Here is a 17,670-nt window from a genome sequence, read left to right as displayed (position 1 = left end):
TTCGACCGCTGACCTATTCCACTATTCACGCAGGGAAACAACTCGATGGGAGAAGTGTGAATAGCGCGGCCCTGACTGAAAGGGATCTGACACGTGATCGACACCCAGCAGCTCATCGACCTGGCAAGCACCGCCGACGCCGACGGCGTGCAGCAGCTAGTGGTCGGGGCAGTGATCACCCACGAGGAGCGCGTCCTACTGCTGAAGCGGCCGGGCGACGACTTCATGGGCCGCATCTACGAGCTGCCCAGCGGCAAGGTCGAACCGGACGAGACGCTCGACGTGGCGCTCGCGCGCGAAGTGACCGAGGAGGCAGGCCTGGCCGTGTCGGCCATCGGCGCATACCTCGGCCACTTCGACTAAACCTGGGCCGGACTGGCGATGACCACTAGAAACCTGTCTCCCTGGTCGACCTCGGCTTTAGCGTATCCGGAGCTGACCGCCCCGCCCTGACACCGTTGCTCCCTCAACGGGACCCCTCGATGCGTGCACCGGAACCGCCCTCGTCCGTGGTCGCGAAGCTGTACTCGTCGCAACTCCCCCCATTCTTCGGCACGAACCGCCCACACGCCGCGGCGCGATTGGCGGCTTGCTTCGCCGCGTCGCCCACAGTTCAGGTACGCCCGCGATCCCACTGGCCGACACCAGGTTCACCGTCTGAACGGGCGAGTGCGGCCATTCTGGCTTCGCCGGGAGGGTGGCTGTGCGATGCTGCACGCCGCCGGTTGTTGTACAGGGGGATCAAGGTGAAGACGCCCGACGAGTGGATGCGGGAGTTCGACGCGAGGATCGCGGACGCTCAGCGCAAGGCGGCGGTGGTTCGGGAGGGGCTGGCGACGGCGCACGGAACGGCTACGTCCAAGGACGGGGTGGTCACCGTCACGGTGGCGCCCAACGGTGCGTTGACCGAGCTCAAGCTCACCCCCGAGGCCATGCGCCTGTCGCACACCCAACTCGCCGCCGAGATCACCGCCACCGCGCGCCAAGCGCAGCGGCAGGCGGCCGTGCTGGTCGCGGAGACGTTCGGCGCGGTGGGGGGCACGGATTCCGAGACCTACCGGGTCATCACCGAGTACCTGCCCGAGCCGGTCGCCGAGGAGCGCCCGCGCGGGCGGACCTACATCACGCCGGAGGTCGACGAGCCGCCTGCGCGGCCGCAGCCGCCGCGCAGGCCGCCGACCCAGCGCCCGCCGGACGATGAGCCCGACGACTACAGCGGCGACTCCATCTACCAGAGCAAGTGAATCGCGGGGAACCACGGTGTCCGAGGAGAACAGCACCACCACCTGGTCGACCGGCGCGGGCGTCGTCGACAGTGTCAACGGCTTCGTCGACTCGCTGACCGCGGAGTCCGAGGGCGAGGGCGTCGACGTGATCGATGTCGCGCTCGGCGGCGCGGGCGTGGTGGTCGACGTCGTCGGGTTGGCGGCCAATCCGTTGGGCGCGTTGGCGTCCGCGGGTGTGGGCTGGCTGCTGGAGCACATCGACTTCATCCGCGAGCCGCTCGACGCCCTGCTGGGCGACCCCGACGAGATCAACGCCAATGTCGACCAGCTCAAGCAGGCCGCCGTCGAGATGAAGATGATCGCCGAGGAACACCGCCGCGACCTGGGCACCGTGCCGGACTGGGAAGGCGACTCCGGCGACACCTTCCGCGCCGAGATGGACCGCATGGCGGGCGAGTACGAGGCGCTGGGGTCCACTATGGACGGAACGGCAGCGATCTACGCGCTGTCGGGGGCGCTGGTGTGCGAGCTGCGGTCGCTGGTGTTCGGCTGGATCTCCGACCTCGTCGGCGAGCTGATCACCGGCGCGTTGATCGCCGCGGCGTCCGCGGTGGTGAGCTTCGGCGGATCGATCGCGGCGTTCGCGGGTTACGCCGGCGGCCGCGCCGCCATGCTGGCGACGAAGATGGCCACTCGACTGTCCAAGCTCGGCGCGGCGATGGGGCGCATGGGCGGTCGGCTGGCGAAGCTCGCTCACAAGATGGAGGACCTGGTCAAGGGGCTGGAGCGGTTCGCGGAGTACGGCGGCTACGCCAAGTCCGCCTACGACGCCGTCAAGCCCTATGACGTGCCGCAGACCGCCACCTGATGACCCGTCCCCGCACCGGCCGCGGCTCGTCCGCGCACCACGGCGGGCACGACAGCCCACCGTCATCCCCACCTCCCACACCGTCCTCCTCCCCCGGCGGCGCACCCGCGGGCCGCGGCACGCGGATGGACACCGACGCGGTCGAGAACCTGGGCGGCCGCATCACCGACCGGGGCCAGCAACTGCGCTCGGCTGTCGCGTCGAAGCTCAACATCTCGGCCAGCCAGGGCGGCGCGGGCGTCTTCGGCCAGGTCGCGATGGTCCACGCGGACCGCGCCATCGCCACCGCTCGCACCGGCGCCGACCAGGCGGCCACCGCGGCCGACCACGCGGGCGCGAAGACCAAGGCGACCGCCCAGGCCACCCGCGGCACCGACCGCTCCTCCGCCGACTCGATGCGCCGCGTCACCTCCGCCCCAAAGACACCGGCGCTACCGCAACGAACCCAGTCCCCCACCGGTCGGTCCGGCCCGGCGCCCACCTCCGCCCCCAGCCGACCGACACCGCTGGGCACCAGCACGCCGCCGACAACCGGCACCCGCCCCACGGTGGCGCCCCCGCCGCGCGTCCAGGCCCCAGGCCCAGCTACTCCCGACGCCGGGCGGCAGCACTCCCCGACACGTCCACTCCCGCGAGTCGGCGATGGCGCCCTCCGCACCGACGGCGCCACCAGACCGCTGCCTGCGGCCCCTCGACCGGCGCCACAAGCATTCCCCCAGCGCTCCAGCGGCACACCCGGCCCCGGAAGCAATCCCCAACGCGTGCCCGGCGGACCGGCACCCCAAGGCGGCCGACCGCAACCCGGTACACCCCAGGCAGGCCGACCACACCCCCAAGGCCCCGGGCCGCTTTCCCGCGCCGGTGCCCAACCTCCGGCCGGGCCCGGTGGCGGCCGCTCCGCCCCTGGCGTCCCGACAACAACGCGCGGCAGCGGCGGTCATCCACCCCAGAGCGGACCCGCTGCCCACGGCGGTCATCCGAACCGTGGGACGCCCACAACCGGCCGACCGGTATCCCCCGACGGCCGCGGACCCGCGCACAACGCACCGGCCGGACCACACGCGCGCGGCGGTCAGCCTCCCTATGGCGCGCCCCCGGCCACCGGTCCGACACCTCGCGACCGCGGCCAGCCGACCCACGGCACACCTCCGGCCGGTCGCCCGCCGCACACCGGACCCACGCCGTACGGGACGACGTCCCCTGGTGGAGCGCCACCACGCGATGGGAGCCAATCCCCACACGGCGCACGACCAGCTGGACCACCCCCGGCCCGGCACGGCACGCCCCCCGCCAGCAGACCCGTACCTCATCGACCGCACCCCGGTACGGCTCCGCACAGAACTCCGCCAGCCGGTGGGCAGGCACCTCGAGATGGCGGTCGTCCGCCGCAGGGTGGTCCGCCGTACGGGACACCGCCGCCTGCCAGCGGGCCGTTCACGCACGCTCGCGGGCCGGTCCCCGCCAACGGGCCTGCGCGTGGCGGTGCTCGCCCACCGCAGGGGCCGCCGCCGGGTGATCGGTTCCCGCAGCACCCATCCGGACCGAGCGGTAGACCACGACACCCGGGCGGGACGTGGTCCGGGACCGGTCCGCATGACCCGCGGTTCCCGCAACGGCACGACGGGGCTCCCCCGAGGCACCCGATGGGCGGCCCGGTCCCACCGGATCCCCGGCACGCGCCCCCGGGACACACGAACCCCGGGGCGTTCGGTCCCCACGGTCGACCGCCGGGTGATCAAGTGCCCGGTGCCGAGCACCACCAAGCGCCAGACCGTCACGGTCAGCCGTCGTTCGGGCCGACCGGCGCCGACCCGCGTCCGCGTCACCACGAGCAGGCTCTCGAGCACCGGGCGCCGGACACCCGGGCGCGGCTGCAGGAGCCCCGGCCTGCCAAGCCGCTGTCCCAACGGCTCGCCCCGCTGCCGGACGAACGGCTGGACCAGCACCGGCCCGGCATGGGGGCCACGGCCGCGGGCATGTCGATGTTCATCGGCACGGACAGCAACGAGCGGCACACCGCCAACCAGCTGCGCAAGATCCCCGGCCAGTTCGTCGTCGACATGCACGGCGCGAGCGGCGACGTGCGGATCGGCCGGTCCAACCTCGGCGTCCGCGACATCGCCGACGTCCTGCGCGCCAACCCCGACTGGGACGGCAAGACGCCGATCACCCTCACCAGCTGCCAGACGGGCCGGACACCGGACGGGTTCGCCGCGCGGCTGGCCAGGGAGCTGGGTGTGCCCGTCACCGCACCCAACACCGACGCCTGGGTCGACTACGACGGCAACCTCTTCGCCTCCAGCGCCCAAGGCGGCCCCGCCGGTGACCACCCGGGCTGGCCCCCCAACGGCGAGTGGCACACCTACGGCCCGGATGGTCAGCACACCGTCCACGAGTCGCCCAACCCACCCGGCCACCACCCCACCTGGGGCGACGACCTGCCCGCGACGGCCCCCGAGAGCGCCACCCAGCGCGGCGAGGTCGTCTCCGAGCTCAAGGTCCTCGAACCCAACCAGGTCTCCGGCCGCTCGATCCTCAAGGACGTCCGCGACGAGTACGTCCGCGACTACCGCGACACCATCGTCAAGCAGGAAAAGAAGGTCGCGGTCATCCGCTTCGAGGCAGCCGACTCGGAGACCGACGGCTGGAAGACCAAAATGGACGCTTCCCGCGCATCGGCGGTGCAGAAGGAAAAGAACATCGGCGCCCTCGGCTACCAGGTCGACCACCACGTGCTCCCAGCAGACACACCACCGTCCCGACTCAAGGAACTACTGGCGCAGTACAACGACGACGACAAGGTCAGCGGCATCATCGTCCAGATGCCCGTCGGACCGACGATGCAACCCCTTGTGGAGCGGATCAAGGCGGACAAGGACATCGATGCACTATTGCATGGAACCAAAACCGAGTCGCCGCATGACGCCTGCGCGACCGCCGACGGTATCGCGCGGGTGGTCGAGCCGTTCCTGGCTGACCGGCCGGCCATCGCCGTAGTGGGATCGGGCGGATTCGTAGGTCGCGGCGTAGTGCGATTGCTGGAAAGCCACGGCGCCACCCTGATGAAGCTCGACTTCGGTGACGACCTGCGGCAGGTTCGAGATGCCGACATCGTCATCTCGGTGACTGGCAGCCCGCGGGTCCTCGGGCCTGAACACATCCACGAAGGGCACCTACTTGTTGTGGACTCGGGCTTCGTGCCGCAACTCGGTAGCACAACCGTGCTCAGCGACGTACAGCATGAGGTGTCGGAAGTTCCCCGCCTTGTCACCCCTGTACCGGGCGGAATCGGCCCCGTGGAGATGGCGGTCCTGCTGGACAGGTTGGTACATCGGGACGTTGCCCCTGACCTACCACCGTGGCGGGTAGTGCGGCGATGACGGTGTCAGAACCTCCACCCAAGGGCCTGCACGACGTCGGGCACCGGGTCCAGGCCGAGTTCCCCGTAGCGCTCGAAGAACTCCCCAGGGGTGTAGACCACGCACGTGTCGAGGTCACTGTGATAGTGACCGTTGAAGAACACCAACTCGTCGACCACGAAGTTCTCCGGGGCGCCTTCGATGTAGAAATCGGAGAACTCCCCGAAGTGATACGCCCACACCACCTGGCCCCAGTCGATGGCGATCGAATCACCAACGGCTACCCGCAACGCATCCGCAGGTCGACCGGAGTAGCCAAGAGCAGGGGGCCTGTCACGATGGCGAAACGCGGTCAGCACAGCCACGGGCGGCAGCGAATCACGAACCACGAGACGCGCCAAGCAGTATGCGTCCGCGCTGCCCCTCTCGTGCTCGTAACGCAAGATCATCCGGTGTTGGGTGCCCTGTTGCTTGGTCACCACATCGCGGTGGTCCCGCCCCATCACCACACCTCGTCGTTCCGCCGCCCGATACCGGTACCGACGATAGTATCGGCGGACGCAGTCACCGCAGGGGAGATTCGGTCGTGAGTGAGTCGTTCGACATCGCCATCCGGGGCGCGGAGGCGGTGCGCTTCCAGCCCGGCCCCGGCGCGACCACCTACCTGGAGCACGGGACGAGTCTCGACCCGCACTGGTCATCGTCGGATGTGGAGGGCCTGCCGCGGCGGCGGGTGCCGAAGACGATCTTCGAGTCGATCGTGTCGACCACGACGTGGCGGTTGGTCGAGGGCGAGGCCCCCGAGCGCACCGACCTCGACCCGATGGTCGGACACCTGGCCGACGAACGGCTCGTCCAGGTGCGAGAAGTCGAGCCATCGGGGACGCGGTGGCCGCAGTACCCGCCAGTGGTCGAGGGACACTGGCGGTCCAGCAAACACGAATCGCTACTGCCCACAGTCTCCGCCGAGCTGCCGAAGCTCGCCCCGGAAGGCTGGCGCGAGCTGTCGATCGACTGCCGCGCCACCGTTCGGCGCATGGAGATCGAAGCGCGGGTGACACTCCCCGACGGCGAGCGCCGGTGGTGGGCCCCTCCCCCGCTGGTCGGCCAATGGCTGCACCGCCTGCGGATGCGCGAGTACAACACCGCGACGGGGGTGTGGTCCACCGCGTCATTCCACTTCACCGCCGATGGCGACGCGCGGCACCGGTTCGACATCGAGGCGAAGCAGGAGTGGGTCACCCCGATCACCTTCCGCGACGAGCTGGAGAACTTCGCCGACGAACTGCGTCTGCTCCCGCGGCCGACCGAGGCGATCTTCCCCTGGTTGTACGAGGCGGCGGCGAAAGTGCAGCGCTTCGGCCTGGCCTGGACGCTCAGCGGCCGGAACCTCCCGTCGAAGAGGAAGGAGCCGATCGCGCTGATCGCCCCGATCTTCGACGGTGTGGACGCGGACGGCCGCCCGGTCGCCTACCGGCCGGTGATCGATTCTGTCGAGAGCGTCGCCATCCTCGACTACCTCCGCGACGCGCCGCGGGCGATCACGTCCCGCAGCTTCAGTGTCGACGAACTCGGCGACGACGACGAGCCGGTCGTGCCGCGCGGTTATCACACCGACGGCGTGTGGGTGTGGCACGGCTCTGTGCCGTACTACCTGCAGCACCACGACATCCCGCCCACGCTCGCGCTCGTCGACCACATCCGCCAGCGCCGCTACACGTTGCCCGACCAGGTGCCCTCGCTGGCCATGGCCCGCGCGGCCGATCTCGCGATGGGGCGGTACGACAACGAGCAGCGGGGCAGGCACGCGATCGACGAAGCGCTCGTCACGCTCCGCGAGGCGATGCGGGAGTTCCTGATCAGCCCCCGGTTCGTCGCCATCGACGAGCACACCGACGAGGCCTGGTGCATGGTCCGCGACGACGAGTGGTTCGTCGTCTACCGGGCCGAGGGTCGCGAGCGCCGTCTCCTCGTGCGGTTCGCGGACCCGCGCGACGCCGCCGCCTACCTGATAGGGCAGCTGCAGGTCAACAAGGGCACGCTGCGCTACGACCTGGACGAGGAGTTGCCGCACTGGCTGTCCCCCCACCAGACGCGCTCCGAGGAGGACCCGCCACTGAGCGATTACGCCGAGGTGGCCGTGACACTGACCCACGACCTGGAGATCGACCGGTACGGCACCCCGGACGGCAACACCGCGTACGCCGCCGACACCCCGTTCGAGCAGCGGGACCTGCCACCCGAGCACGCCGAGCGCGAGTACCACCGGTACGTGCTGCCCGGGTCGTGGCGGGTGGCGACGGCGGTGTCGCCGTCGGGCGGACGGCTGTACGTGCTGCCCGAGGCGTTCGCCGCGTACCTCGTCATGGGCGAGATCGAGGAGATGATCAACCCTGGTCTCCCCCCGGTCACCGACGCCCTGATCGCCGAGGCGGCCCGCACACCCGACGGGTGGGTACCGTGCGTCGACCCCGACCTCAACCCCCGGTTCTTCCCCGAGGGCCCGCCCGACGTCGCCGTGCTGGGCCACTACCGGGTCGGGCCGGACGGTCACCTCACCGGTGAACAGCACCTCAACGTCGGCTACCGACCGTCACCGCGCCGCCGGGGCTACCCGGAGCCGCTGTCGGACTTCGAGGCGGTGCTCGGGTACTTCGCCGCGCGGTGGCTGTCGTGGCTGGACCTGGCCCGCGCGGCCCTGGACACGCAGCTCCTCGTGCAGGTCGACGAGTCCGGACAGCCCCAGGTGATCACGAACACGACCGGGGTGGAGCCGTACCTGCCCTGCTACAGCACGCCACGGTACGTACCCGCCGGAACGCGGACCACCGTGGCCACCGGCCGGGAGCTGCTACCGGTGCTCGCCGAGGCGACACTGGTAATCAACCTCGGCGGCCAGCCCTGCGCGGAGCTGCCCGCCACCTCACTCGACCGGGTGATCGACTAGCGGCCTCCGCAGCCCAGGTAGGCCGGTGCCGCCGCCGCACAGGGAGGTCTGGTCGTCGAGGTTGCGATCCCCCGCCGGCCCGGGTGGGCCAGTGCCACTCGTGGAGTGGAGTCGCCCCTGCCACCCTGCACGATGTTGCGATCCTCACCTGGCACGGGCAGGCCAGTGCTGCGACCGGCGGCGTGCGCGTAGGCCCAGCCCACGCGGTTGCGATCCTCACCGGCGGGGTGGGCCGGTGCTGCTCGTGATGGCTCCGGCGTGGACGGGGCACTGCTTGGGCGTTGCGATCCTCACCGACCCGAGTGTGTCGGTGCTGCCTCGTAGGCGCTGGCGGCGGCTTCTTGGATAGGCCGGTTGCGATCCTCACCGCCCAAGTGGGTCGGTGCTGCCCGAGGACTCCATGCCCGGCGTGGACCGAGACATGCTGGAGGTTGCGATCCTCACCAACCCGGGAGGGTCGGTGCTGCGATCCTCACTGGCCCGTGGGGGCCGATGCTGCCTTGCACGAGCAGGGACTTTACCAATCGACAGCCTCCGCCATGAGTCAGTCGTCGCGCCATGCAGGATGACGCGCCATCCGACGGTTCGGAACCTCCCGGTGTGTCGACGCTCGCTTGCGGTTCCAAAGCTGTCGTAGTCCCCCGGTGATGTGCCAATTGGCGTATTGCCGTGCCGCACGCGCCGGTACAACTGCTGTTGTCGCGGGTGTGCTGGCGGATGAGGGGGCGTGGGGATGCACGGGCAGGGTGAGGTTCGGGTGTCGGTCGGTGGGAACGTCAACGGGCAGCTGGCGGCGGGGAATCATGTCTTCGCCCAGATGGGTGGGATGGCAGGCGAGCCCGACCAACGGGACGACGTGGTGGCGGCGCATCGGGTTGTGGTGAACCTCGATGTGCAGGGGTCGGGGCGGCGGGACAGCGTGGGGCAGCGGCATATGCGGCAGGGGGTGGCCGGGTGCGTGCGAGCCGGGACGGCGGCGCTTGGGGTGGGTGACGAGACGTTCGATCGGGGGGATGGGCTGGTTGTTGTGATGCCGGGGACGGTGTCGGTGGTTGCGGTGTTGGACACCTTTGTCGAGGCGGTGGCGGCGGCCTTGCGCGAGCACAACGTGGCCGCGAGTGAGGCGTATCGGATTGATCTGCGCGCGGCTGTCCATATTGGACACTTGGATCGGGTGGGTGCGGAGTGGTCTGGCTCCGCCATGGTGCATGCGGCGCGGTTGGTGGACGCGGCGGAGGTGAAGGCGGCGCTGGAGCGGGATCCGGTGGCCTGCCTGGCGGTGGTGCTGTCCGACGCGGTGAAGCGGGTCGTTGACGACGGGTACTGCCGGGTGCGGTCCGACGGGTATCGGCACACCGCGGTCGCAGTTAAGGAGACGGTGTGCGACGGCTGGTGGCGGCTGGTCTGAACCGCGACCGGCCGAAGATAGGAAGGGGAGGGGTGGCCATGGGGCAGAACATCACCGTGCAGGGCTCGACCTACGGGTCGGTCGTCGCGGGCAACTACAACGTCTTGGTCGATGCGCGGCACGGGTCCTCGGTGACGGTCGAGGTGGAGCGGGAGCGGCCCGATCCGGTGCGCCGGGAGCGGATTTCGGTGCTGCCCCGGCGCGGTCGTGTGCCGATCGGGCGGGGGCAGGACGTGGACCGGCTGGCCGCCGCGATCGCCGATGGTGGACTGGTGCGGTTGAGCGGGCCTGCGGGCATTGGCAAGAGTACGCTACTGCGCCATGTCGCGCGCACCGTCGAGTGCGACCCGGACGGCGTGGTGTTTGTCAGCGCCGCGCACCGGCAGGTTGGTGACCTCGCGCAGGAGATCTTTGAGGCCTGCTACCACAGTCACGGCTACGCGCCGTCGCGGTCGGGCCTGCGGGAGCTGATGACGGGCCTGCGGATCACGGTGTACGTCGATGACGCCGACCTCGGGGTCGACCAGCTGCGGGAGCTGACCGACCTCGTGCCCGACGCGACGTTCGTGCTCGCGGGCCGGGACTGCACGCCGCTCGGGGACGCGACGGCGCACCGCCTCGGCGGTCTCCCCCAGGACATCGCCCTGCTCCTGTTGGCTCAGGGGCTTGGCAGGCCGTTGCGCGGCGCCGAGCAGGAGACCGCGGCCGACCTGTGGCGAGCTGCGGACGGGAATCCGCTGCTCCTGCTGCGCGCGGCGGGAGTGGACCAGTCGAAGCTTCCTGCCCCCGGCGCGGTCTCCGACCTGCTGCCACTGCTGCTCGACGCAGTCGGGCCGACCGCCCTGGACATCCTCAACGTGCTGTCGACATTGCGGGACGCGGAGCTCTCGACTGTCCACATTGGCGCGTTGGCGGGCGAGCCGGAGGTAGGACCGCTGTGCGAGCGGCTCAGCGAGTTGGGGCTCGTGACGCCAGGCGAACACGGCTACCGGCCCGCGCCCGGGGTGGCCGCCGCGCTGCGTCGGCGCGAGGTCGCGGCGGTCCCGTTCGAGCGGCTCTGCGCGCACTTCACCGAGTGGGCCGCGGACCCCGGGACAATGCCCGAGCGGGTCGCCGAGCACAGCAGGGCGATCGAGCGGTCGGCGGGCCTGGCCATCGCGGGTGGGGCGCCCCACCTCGCGGTCGACCTGGGGCGGGCCGCGTCGCCGAAACTGGCGCATTCCCTGCGGTTCGACGCGTGGGGCGAGACGCTGCGCCGTGGCTGGACGGGTGCCGACCGCGCGGGTGACACTGCGGCCAAGGCGTATTTCGCGCACGAGGAAGGCATCCGCAGCCTCGTGACCGGCAAACGCCTGCTGGCAGCCGTCTTGCTGGCCCAGGCCGTCACGCTGTGGCGGACTCTCGGACAGCATCAGGGCACGAACGCGGCGGCCGGGGCCCAGCAGTTCCTTCCGGCACCGTCCGACATCCCCGATCTGCCGCTGACCGATGGCGGGGACACACCGGAGCTCGTGATGGACCACATGACGGGGTTCGAGCAGCAGGACCCCACGGTGGACACCATCGACTTCCCGAACTTCCCCGACGGTGTGGCCGAGTCCACGCTCGTCCCGCCCGACCCCGCAGCGCACACCCCGACAGCGGACCCGGTCTACGCTACGACACCGCCCGACCCCAGCGCCGTGAGCAACGTGGTGGCACCTCCCTCCGCACCGGTCGCCCCCGCGGCGTCGGTCGCGTCGGCGGCGCCTCAGGCGGCAACCGCAGCGGGAGCCGCCGCCAGTAGCTCACTGCTTTCCCCAATCATGGTCATCATCGCGGCCGTGGTCGGGATCGCGATCCTGAACAACAGTGACCTGTTCCAGGAAACCGGGATCGCCGGCACCTGGCAGGACAGCCGAAGCCGGTTCGAGGTGCAGGAATCCGGCTCCGGCAGCTACGAGATCACCACAACCTGCGGCGACGTGATCCGCCTGACCGGAACAGACTCCTCGGCCAGTGGCAAACTGCCGATGCGCGAAGGCTCCTGCGGCTCGCTCCTCGGCTACGGCGAGTTCACCATGTCGATAACCGGTGACCCGGACACCGCCAGCATCAGCCGAACGATGGCCGACAACGACGAGTACTACTGCTCCACCTGCGGCAGCGACACAGCGACCAGGGTGGAGTAGCTCACGATGCAGACCGACGCAGGGATCTTGCGTCGCCGTGGCGTTCTTGGAGACGGCGGTCGTCGCCGCCGTCAGGTGGTGACCCAGATCAGGGCTCGGGTCCAGTGGTTGTCGTCGTCCGTCGAGCCGCGGCCCGCGATGGTGCCGCGTTCGTTGATGGCGTGCGGGATGTCGAACGTCGTGCCCGGGGCGGTTGGCAACTCGGTCACGGCCCCGTCAGCACTCCAGCGGACCGGGCGATCGCCGGACCTGTAGCCACTTGAAGTGCCGACGACCGTGCCCGAGTCGTTGATGGCATAGCCCGCGGCCTGCGTTTGGCCGGGTAGCGGGGCGAGGCTGTCCCGGTGACCTGACCGATTCCAGCGCAGCACCGGTATGATGGAAGAGTTGTCGAGACCACCGCCGATGACCTCACCGCGGCGGTTGGCCGCTTGCAGGGAAGTGAAACGGAACCCGGTCGTGTCGAGCACGGTGACGGTGGTGTTCGTCAGGTCCCACCGCACCGGGTAGTCCAGGCCGGGCGTGTCGGTGGCGGACCCGAACGCCGTCCTGCCAGCAACCCCGTGGAGGGACGTGCCGAGCGCGCCCGGCGGAATCGGCAACGCCACCGGAACGCCGTCAAGGCCCCAGCGCACGGCGGTCGAGACGGGGCTGGTGCGCCGCGGACTGGAGTAACCGTAAGCCACACCATCGTCAGTCAGGCCGGTGAGCACCGCGAACGTGTTCCCAGGCAACGGTTCCAGCACGGCCAACGCGCCGCGCGGATCCCACCGCAGCGCCCGCTGCGGGTACTCCGGCGGCGTAGGGTTCGATGCGACCCCACCCACCCAGCCAGCCGCGTTCACCATCTCCGCAGCGGTCGACTCGAAACCGGGAGGCCCGGGAAGCACTGCTACACGCCCGTCCCGGTCCCACCGCACGGCCCGCCCCGCAGTGCGGTCGGACACACGCCCCACCACGACCCCCGCGTCGTTGAGCGCTGCCGCCGCCCCCACGGGAAACTCGGGCGGCACAGCCAGCCAGGTCACAGCCCCCCGCCGAGACCACCGCACGGGCAGTGTCTCGTTCCACTGCGCCCCATCTGGGCGGACGTACCCCACCGAGGCATCGACGTTGTTGATGTCGGACACCCCGCTCTCCGCCCCCGGTGTCTCCAACGCCACCACCCGAACCCCGCCTACCCCAGCCACGGCAGGCTCTACCGAAGCCGCCATCGCGACCACCACACCGACGACCACCCGCGCGAATCCGCTACGCACCAACGCTCCGCCCCTCGTCGCTCGCGGGCCTCCGTCCCTGGGCCCGGACCAGTCTGTTGTCGCCCGGGGCCGCCACATCAGGGCCAGATGACCGCAACACATGCGGAGATGAGGAGCACCGCCTGCCGAGCTAGTGGGGACCGCCCCCGATCACCGCCATGGTGTCCGCGAGTGGCACTGGAGGATTGTTTGAGTCCGCTTCCGCGCTTGCCGGGCAAGCAGGCCCGGCATACTTGGCCTGTGACAGACCCGTCCTCAGACGAAATCCGGACGAGCAACACGCTGTCTGGTGACATCTCGCAAGCGGTTCAAGCGGGAAGCATCCACGGAGGCTTTCACCAGCACTACCATGGTGGCCGCGTCAGGAAGGACGGGCGCAAGGTTGCTCGCCGAGTGTTGGCTGTCAGCATCTTTTCTGCCCTCGCCCTGGCACTGGTTACGATCGCCGCTTCACGAACCTCCACGACTGCAGCCTCGGCAGTGCCTGAGGAACTTCGGATGCTTCCCGTCGAAACCGACAAGAACGGCACGGTCGACCGATGTGTCAAGGTCACCGTAGCCGGGGCCGCCAAGCCCGGCTACTCGGTGGTGGTTGGGATTCATTCCCGCCAGGACGAAAGTGCACTCAAGAACAAGAGAACCTACTATCCTGCGCGCGTGATCATGGCCCCCTTTGACCCGAAAGGCACACGGAGCACGAGGCCGGACCTGGCCATTGGTGAGCTTGGCAACGACACGGCCTCCTACGACATCTTCTACGGCGTACTGCCCACCGAGCGGGCAGGCGAACTCCAGAATGATCTATCGACCCCCACCGCCCTCAACCTGAGCGAGATGGGTAGCCTCGGCATTGACATTCTTGACGCCCAGACAGTAACCCGGCGTCCTTCTTCTTCGAAGTTCTGCAACTAATCCATCACGAATCGCCCGAGAATGGGCATTCTGGCGCCTCCACGAGCGTCCACACCGCACGACCACAGCCATGCGTACCCCGACGCGCCGTAACGCCCGTACCGAGGGCTTGGTTGGTCTAGCGATCTCTACCGGCATCCTATAGGATCCCCAATAGGTTATTGCTAGCGCGTGCGGCAGGTCGCTGCGCCACGAGGTGCGAGAAGGGAACGAGCGGTGCCGTCTGGTCCAGACACCGATGCCGAGGCGGTTGTGGTGGTGCTCGGTTCCGCAGGCGGCCCCACTCCCAAGGTGGGGCGGCGGCCGGTCGCGCACGCGCTTGAGGTGGCGGGTGAGATCAGCCTGGTGGACTGCGGGAACGGTGTTGCCGGGCAGCTCGTCGAGGCGGGGCTCGACCTGGCGAAGCTGCGGCGGGTCCTGATCACCCACCACCACATTGACCATGTCGCTGACGTCGCGGTGTTGCTGCATCTCGCGTGGTCGCGGCTTCGTGCGCCGGTGCGGGTGATCGGGCCGCCGCCGTTGCGGCGGTTGTTCGAGTTGCACTACGAGGCGTTCGAGGTCGACATCCGGAGTCGGATGGCTGACGAGGGGTGGCCGCATCTTCGTGAGTTGGTCGACATCGTCGAGCTGACATCGCCAGGATCGATCGACTGCGGCGTCGCCCAGGTGACCGCCGCCACGGTCGAGCATCCCCCGATCCCGTCGTTCGGGTATCGCGTCGATGTGGCCGGTCGCAGTGTGTGTTTCTCCGGCGACACACGGCCGTCACAGGCCGTCGCCGAGCTCGCGCGCGATGTCGACTTGCTGGTGCACGAGACGACGTACCTGAACAATGCGGCCTCGTACCTGCCGACGGAGCGGGCCCAGCGGGTGCTGACGCGGATGCGGTCGGTGCACAGTGAGCCTGTCGGTGCGGCGCGGATTGCGGCTGCGGCGGGGGCTCGGGCGCTGTTGCTCAGTCCTGTCGGGGCGTTCGGTCCAACCTCCGACGACGAGATCCGCCGCGAGGCGCGATCCGCTTACTCCGGTCCGATCTCGATCGGTCGGGACTTCCTGCGCGTCCCCGTCCCCAGCCACGAGGAAGTACGCAACTGATGGTCACCTACCGGACCGGGGGCGAATCGGTCGTCGCGGGTCTCAAAGCGCATGGGTTGACGACCGTCTTCGGTCTTCCCGGCGTCCAGAACGACTGGCTCTACAACGCCTTCTACGACGCGGGCGACGACTTCCGGGTCATCCACACCCGCCACGAGCAGGGCGCGGGGTTCATGGCGCTCGGGGCCACGATGGCGACCGGACTGCCCAGCGTCTGCAACGTCGTGCCCGGCCCGGGTGTGCTCAACGCCGGTGCCGCGCTGGCCACGGCGTACGGGCTCAACGCGAAGCTGTTCTTCCTCACCGGTCAGGTGCCGCAGAAGATGATCGGTCGGGAGTTGGGCACCTTGCACGAGGTCCCCGACCAGCCCGGGCTGCTGCGGTCGCTGAGCAAGCACTACGACCGGGTCACCCACCCCGCCGAGGCGGGCACCAAGGTCGCCGACGCCGTCCGGGCGCTCAACACGGGTCGCCCCCGGCCGGTGACCCTTGAGGTGCCGATGGACGTGCTGGCGATGCGGGCTCCGGTTCCCGGGGCATCGCCGGTCGCCAGCGAGGCCGACGAGTTGATCGACGCGGAGGGGATCGACAACGCGGTTTCGGTGCTCGCGGGCGCGGCCAACCCGATGATCTTCGTGGCCAACGGCGCCCAGGACGTGTCGGCGGAGGTCACCGCGCTGGCCGAGCTGCTGCAGGCGCCGGTGGTGGGCTACCGGACCGGCCGCGGCATCGTCGACAGCCGCCACCCGCTGAGCTGCTTCCTGCCCGAGGCCAAGCCTCTGTGGGCCGAGACCGATGTGGTCATCGCGCTCGGCGGGAGCGCGCGGTCGGCGCTGCAGGGCTGGGGGCGGGGTGCCCGCACGCTGATCCGGATCGACGCCGATCAGACCGTCCACGGCCGCTACGGCCAGCCCGATGTCGCCATCACCGGACGGCTGGAGAGCCACCTGCCGGTACTGCTGGATGCCTTGCGCGCCAAGGGAGTCCGCGGCCCCGATCGCACCGAACAGATGCGGCAGGTCCACGCGGCCTGGCGGGAGCGCAGCGCGGTCCTCGACCAGCAGATCGCCTACCTGTCGGTGATCAGGGAGGCGCTCGGCGACGACGGCATCTTCGTCGACGAGCTGACCCAGATCGGGTTCGCCAGCCGCATTGTCATGCCGGTGCACCGACCCCGGACGTTCCTGTCCACTGGGTACATGGGCACCCTCGGCTACGGGTTTCCCACCGCGCTCGGCGCCAAGGTCGCGAAGCCGGACACCCGGGTGCTCTCGGTCACCGGTGATGGCGGATTCCTTTTCGCCGCAACCGAACTGGCTACCGCCGTGCAGCACGGAATCGGCCTGGTCACGGTCTTGTTCAACAACAGCCAGTACGGCAACGTGCAGCAGATGCAGCGGGATCTGTACGGAGGCAGGGTGATCGCCACCGATCTGGTCAACCCGGACTTCGAGGGGTTCGTCACCTCGTTCGGCGCGGGTTACGCCCGCGCGGAGAGTCCGGCGGCCTTGGCCCCTGCGCTCGACGCGGCGTTCGCGAACCCTGGCCCTACGGTCATCGAGGTGCCGGTGGGCGACATGGTCAGCGTGGACCGGTTCCGATGACCGCCCCCGCGCCATACCTGGACCCGTTGTGGGCACGCTTGCCCGCGCTGCGCTGTGTCGTGCTGGTCGGGTTGCCCGGCACGGGCAAGAGCCTGCTGGTGCGTGAGCTGGCCGCCGCAGCCATTGGCCGCCGTACCGGTGTGCTGCAGTGGGATGTCGCGCGCCGGTCCTGGGATCAGGACCCGGTGGCACGGGACAAGTACCCCGAGATCGACGGCGTGACCCACGCGGGCGTGCGAGTGGCCATGGGTTCGTGGGTGCGCTCGGCCGTCGCGGACTGGTTCACCGACGACGGGCTGCTGATCGTCGAGGCACCTCTGATCGGGGGCAGGTTCGCCGAACTGGCCCACCGGCTCGACGACGACGCCGAGGCCGTGCTCGCCGCGCACAGCACCCTGTTCACCGTGCTCGCACCCGAGGACCAGCTACGCGAGCAGCTGCGCGGCCAGCGCTCGGCCGACATGTCCGAGGCAGGCGACGATCACCTCGAACGGCACAACGCCTCGGTGAAGCTGCTGGACGAACTGACCGACTCACTGCGGACCCCCGCCGCCGAGCAGGGTGTCACGGCACGCACGGACTCCGGGTACGACCAGGACCTGTACGTCGCGCTGATGGAGAAAGTGCTCAAACACCGGCACACCACGGTCATCCGCCCCGACAGCCTGATGGCCGTGTCCGGCTCGGTGTACGCCCTCGACGACCGGGCCGAGCGGGTGTGGCCGAACCCGCAGCAGGTGCACCGATCGATCGCCGAGTCCGAGGCGCTGTCCGCGACGGCACTCTCCGACCGGGTCGAATCCTGGTACCGCACCTGA

General features: G+C 69.8%; 15 protein-coding genes. 11 read left to right on the top strand and 4 right to left on the bottom strand.

Going from position 1 to position 17,670, the window contains the following annotated elements; genetic code table 11:
* The first annotated feature begins 93 nt into the window (after nucleotides 1–93).
* On the top strand, nucleotides 94–363 hold the full coding sequence (locus tag JOD54_RS21570) for an NUDIX domain-containing protein (RefSeq protein WP_204452519.1): 270 nt from the start codon (nucleotides 94–96) through the stop codon (nucleotides 361–363).
* Nucleotides 364–466: 103 nt separating this feature from the next.
* Here the strand turns inward: JOD54_RS21570 and JOD54_RS36050 are convergent, their stop codons facing one another.
* Nucleotides 467–610, bottom strand: a complete 144-nt coding sequence (locus tag JOD54_RS36050) for a NucA/NucB deoxyribonuclease domain-containing protein (RefSeq protein ID WP_372440328.1) — start codon at nucleotides 608–610, stop codon at nucleotides 467–469.
* A 136-nt stretch (nucleotides 611–746) separates the two neighbouring features.
* Between JOD54_RS36050 and JOD54_RS21565 the strand changes: the two genes are divergently transcribed.
* Nucleotides 747–1,244 (top strand): YbaB/EbfC family nucleoid-associated protein, encoded by a 498-nt coding sequence (locus JOD54_RS21565; protein WP_204452517.1) that lies wholly within the window; start codon nucleotides 747–749, stop codon nucleotides 1,242–1,244.
* 16 nt (nucleotides 1,245–1,260) lie between these two features.
* Complete coding sequence (locus JOD54_RS21560) at nucleotides 1,261–2,094, top strand: WXG100 family type VII secretion target (protein WP_204452515.1); 834 nt, start codon at nucleotides 1,261–1,263, stop codon at nucleotides 2,092–2,094.
* Here JOD54_RS21560 and JOD54_RS21555 read toward each other — a convergent pair.
* Nucleotides 2,060–2,503, bottom strand: coding sequence for a hypothetical protein (locus JOD54_RS21555; RefSeq protein ID WP_204452513.1), 444 nt, complete (start codon nucleotides 2,501–2,503; stop codon nucleotides 2,060–2,062). The two genes, JOD54_RS21560 and JOD54_RS21555, sit on opposite strands and share 35 nt — an antisense overlap.
* Before the next feature lie 1,330 nt (nucleotides 2,504–3,833).
* Here JOD54_RS21555 and JOD54_RS21550 point away from each other — a divergent pair.
* Complete coding sequence (locus JOD54_RS21550) at nucleotides 3,834–5,474, top strand: DUF8616 domain-containing protein (protein ID WP_204452511.1); 1,641 nt, start codon at nucleotides 3,834–3,836, stop codon at nucleotides 5,472–5,474.
* Between the two features lie 5 nt (nucleotides 5,475–5,479).
* On the opposite strand, the gene JOD54_RS21545 is transcribed toward JOD54_RS21550, so the two are convergent.
* Complete coding sequence (locus JOD54_RS21545) at nucleotides 5,480–5,956, bottom strand: hypothetical protein (RefSeq protein WP_204452509.1); 477 nt, start codon at nucleotides 5,954–5,956, stop codon at nucleotides 5,480–5,482.
* Nucleotides 5,957–6,039: 83 nt separating this feature from the next.
* Between JOD54_RS21545 and JOD54_RS35700 the strand changes: the two genes are divergently transcribed.
* From JOD54_RS35700 to JOD54_RS21530, 3 genes are all read left to right on the top strand, one after another.
* Nucleotides 6,040–8,400: a glycohydrolase toxin TNT-related protein gene (locus JOD54_RS35700; protein WP_204452507.1), complete on the top strand. Its 2,361-nt coding sequence runs from the start codon at nucleotides 6,040–6,042 to the stop codon at nucleotides 8,398–8,400.
* 733 nt (nucleotides 8,401–9,133) lie between these two features.
* Complete coding sequence (locus tag JOD54_RS21535) at nucleotides 9,134–9,808, top strand: hypothetical protein (RefSeq protein WP_204452505.1); 675 nt, start codon at nucleotides 9,134–9,136, stop codon at nucleotides 9,806–9,808.
* A gap of 38 nt (nucleotides 9,809–9,846) precedes the next feature.
* Nucleotides 9,847–11,979 (top strand): ATP-binding protein, encoded by a 2,133-nt coding sequence (locus tag JOD54_RS21530; protein WP_204452503.1) that lies wholly within the window; start codon nucleotides 9,847–9,849, stop codon nucleotides 11,977–11,979.
* A 71-nt stretch (nucleotides 11,980–12,050) separates the two neighbouring features.
* On the opposite strand, the gene JOD54_RS21525 is transcribed toward JOD54_RS21530, so the two are convergent.
* Nucleotides 12,051–12,731, bottom strand: a complete 681-nt coding sequence (locus tag JOD54_RS21525) for a hypothetical protein (RefSeq protein ID WP_204452501.1) — start codon at nucleotides 12,729–12,731, stop codon at nucleotides 12,051–12,053.
* Nucleotides 12,732–13,478: 747 nt separating this feature from the next.
* Between JOD54_RS21525 and JOD54_RS21520 the strand changes: the two genes are divergently transcribed.
* The 4 genes from JOD54_RS21520 to JOD54_RS21505 all read left to right on the top strand — a co-directional run bounded on the left by JOD54_RS21520 (nucleotide 13,479) and on the right by JOD54_RS21505 (nucleotide 17,670).
* Nucleotides 13,479–14,150: a hypothetical protein gene (locus tag JOD54_RS21520; RefSeq protein WP_204452499.1), complete on the top strand. Its 672-nt coding sequence runs from the start codon at nucleotides 13,479–13,481 to the stop codon at nucleotides 14,148–14,150.
* Between the two features lie 216 nt (nucleotides 14,151–14,366).
* Complete coding sequence (locus tag JOD54_RS21515) at nucleotides 14,367–15,248, top strand: MBL fold metallo-hydrolase (protein ID WP_204452497.1); 882 nt, start codon at nucleotides 14,367–14,369, stop codon at nucleotides 15,246–15,248.
* Nucleotides 15,248–16,852: a thiamine pyrophosphate-dependent enzyme gene (locus JOD54_RS21510; protein ID WP_204452494.1), complete on the top strand. Its 1,605-nt coding sequence runs from the start codon at nucleotides 15,248–15,250 to the stop codon at nucleotides 16,850–16,852. Before JOD54_RS21515 ends, JOD54_RS21510 begins: the two co-directional genes overlap by 1 nt.
* Complete coding sequence (locus JOD54_RS21505; RefSeq protein ID WP_204452492.1) at nucleotides 16,849–17,670, top strand: P-loop NTPase family protein; 822 nt, start codon at nucleotides 16,849–16,851, stop codon at nucleotides 17,668–17,670. The genes JOD54_RS21510 and JOD54_RS21505 overlap by 4 nt, the downstream gene beginning before the upstream one ends.

Origin of the sequence: Actinokineospora baliensis, from assembly GCF_016907695.1 — a bacterium.
Lineage (GTDB): Bacteria > Actinomycetota > Actinomycetes > Mycobacteriales > Pseudonocardiaceae > Actinokineospora > Actinokineospora baliensis.
Note: the sequence above shows the minus strand (reverse complement) of the source record. Positions and strands in the feature narration are given on the sequence as shown.

Coding starts and splice junctions, on each gene's coding strand:
- JOD54_RS21545 (WP_204452509.1), bottom strand. CDS start 5,956: ATGGGGCGGGACCACCGCGATGTGGTGACCAAGCAACAGGGCACCCAA.
- JOD54_RS21505 (WP_204452492.1), top strand. CDS start 16,849: ATGACCGCCCCCGCGCCATACCTGGACCCGTTGTGGGCACGCTTGCCC.
- JOD54_RS21510 (WP_204452494.1), top strand. CDS start 15,248: ATGGTCACCTACCGGACCGGGGGCGAATCGGTCGTCGCGGGTCTCAAA.
- JOD54_RS21530 (WP_204452503.1), top strand. CDS start 9,847: ATGGGGCAGAACATCACCGTGCAGGGCTCGACCTACGGGTCGGTCGTC.
- JOD54_RS21535 (WP_204452505.1), top strand. CDS start 9,134: ATGCACGGGCAGGGTGAGGTTCGGGTGTCGGTCGGTGGGAACGTCAAC.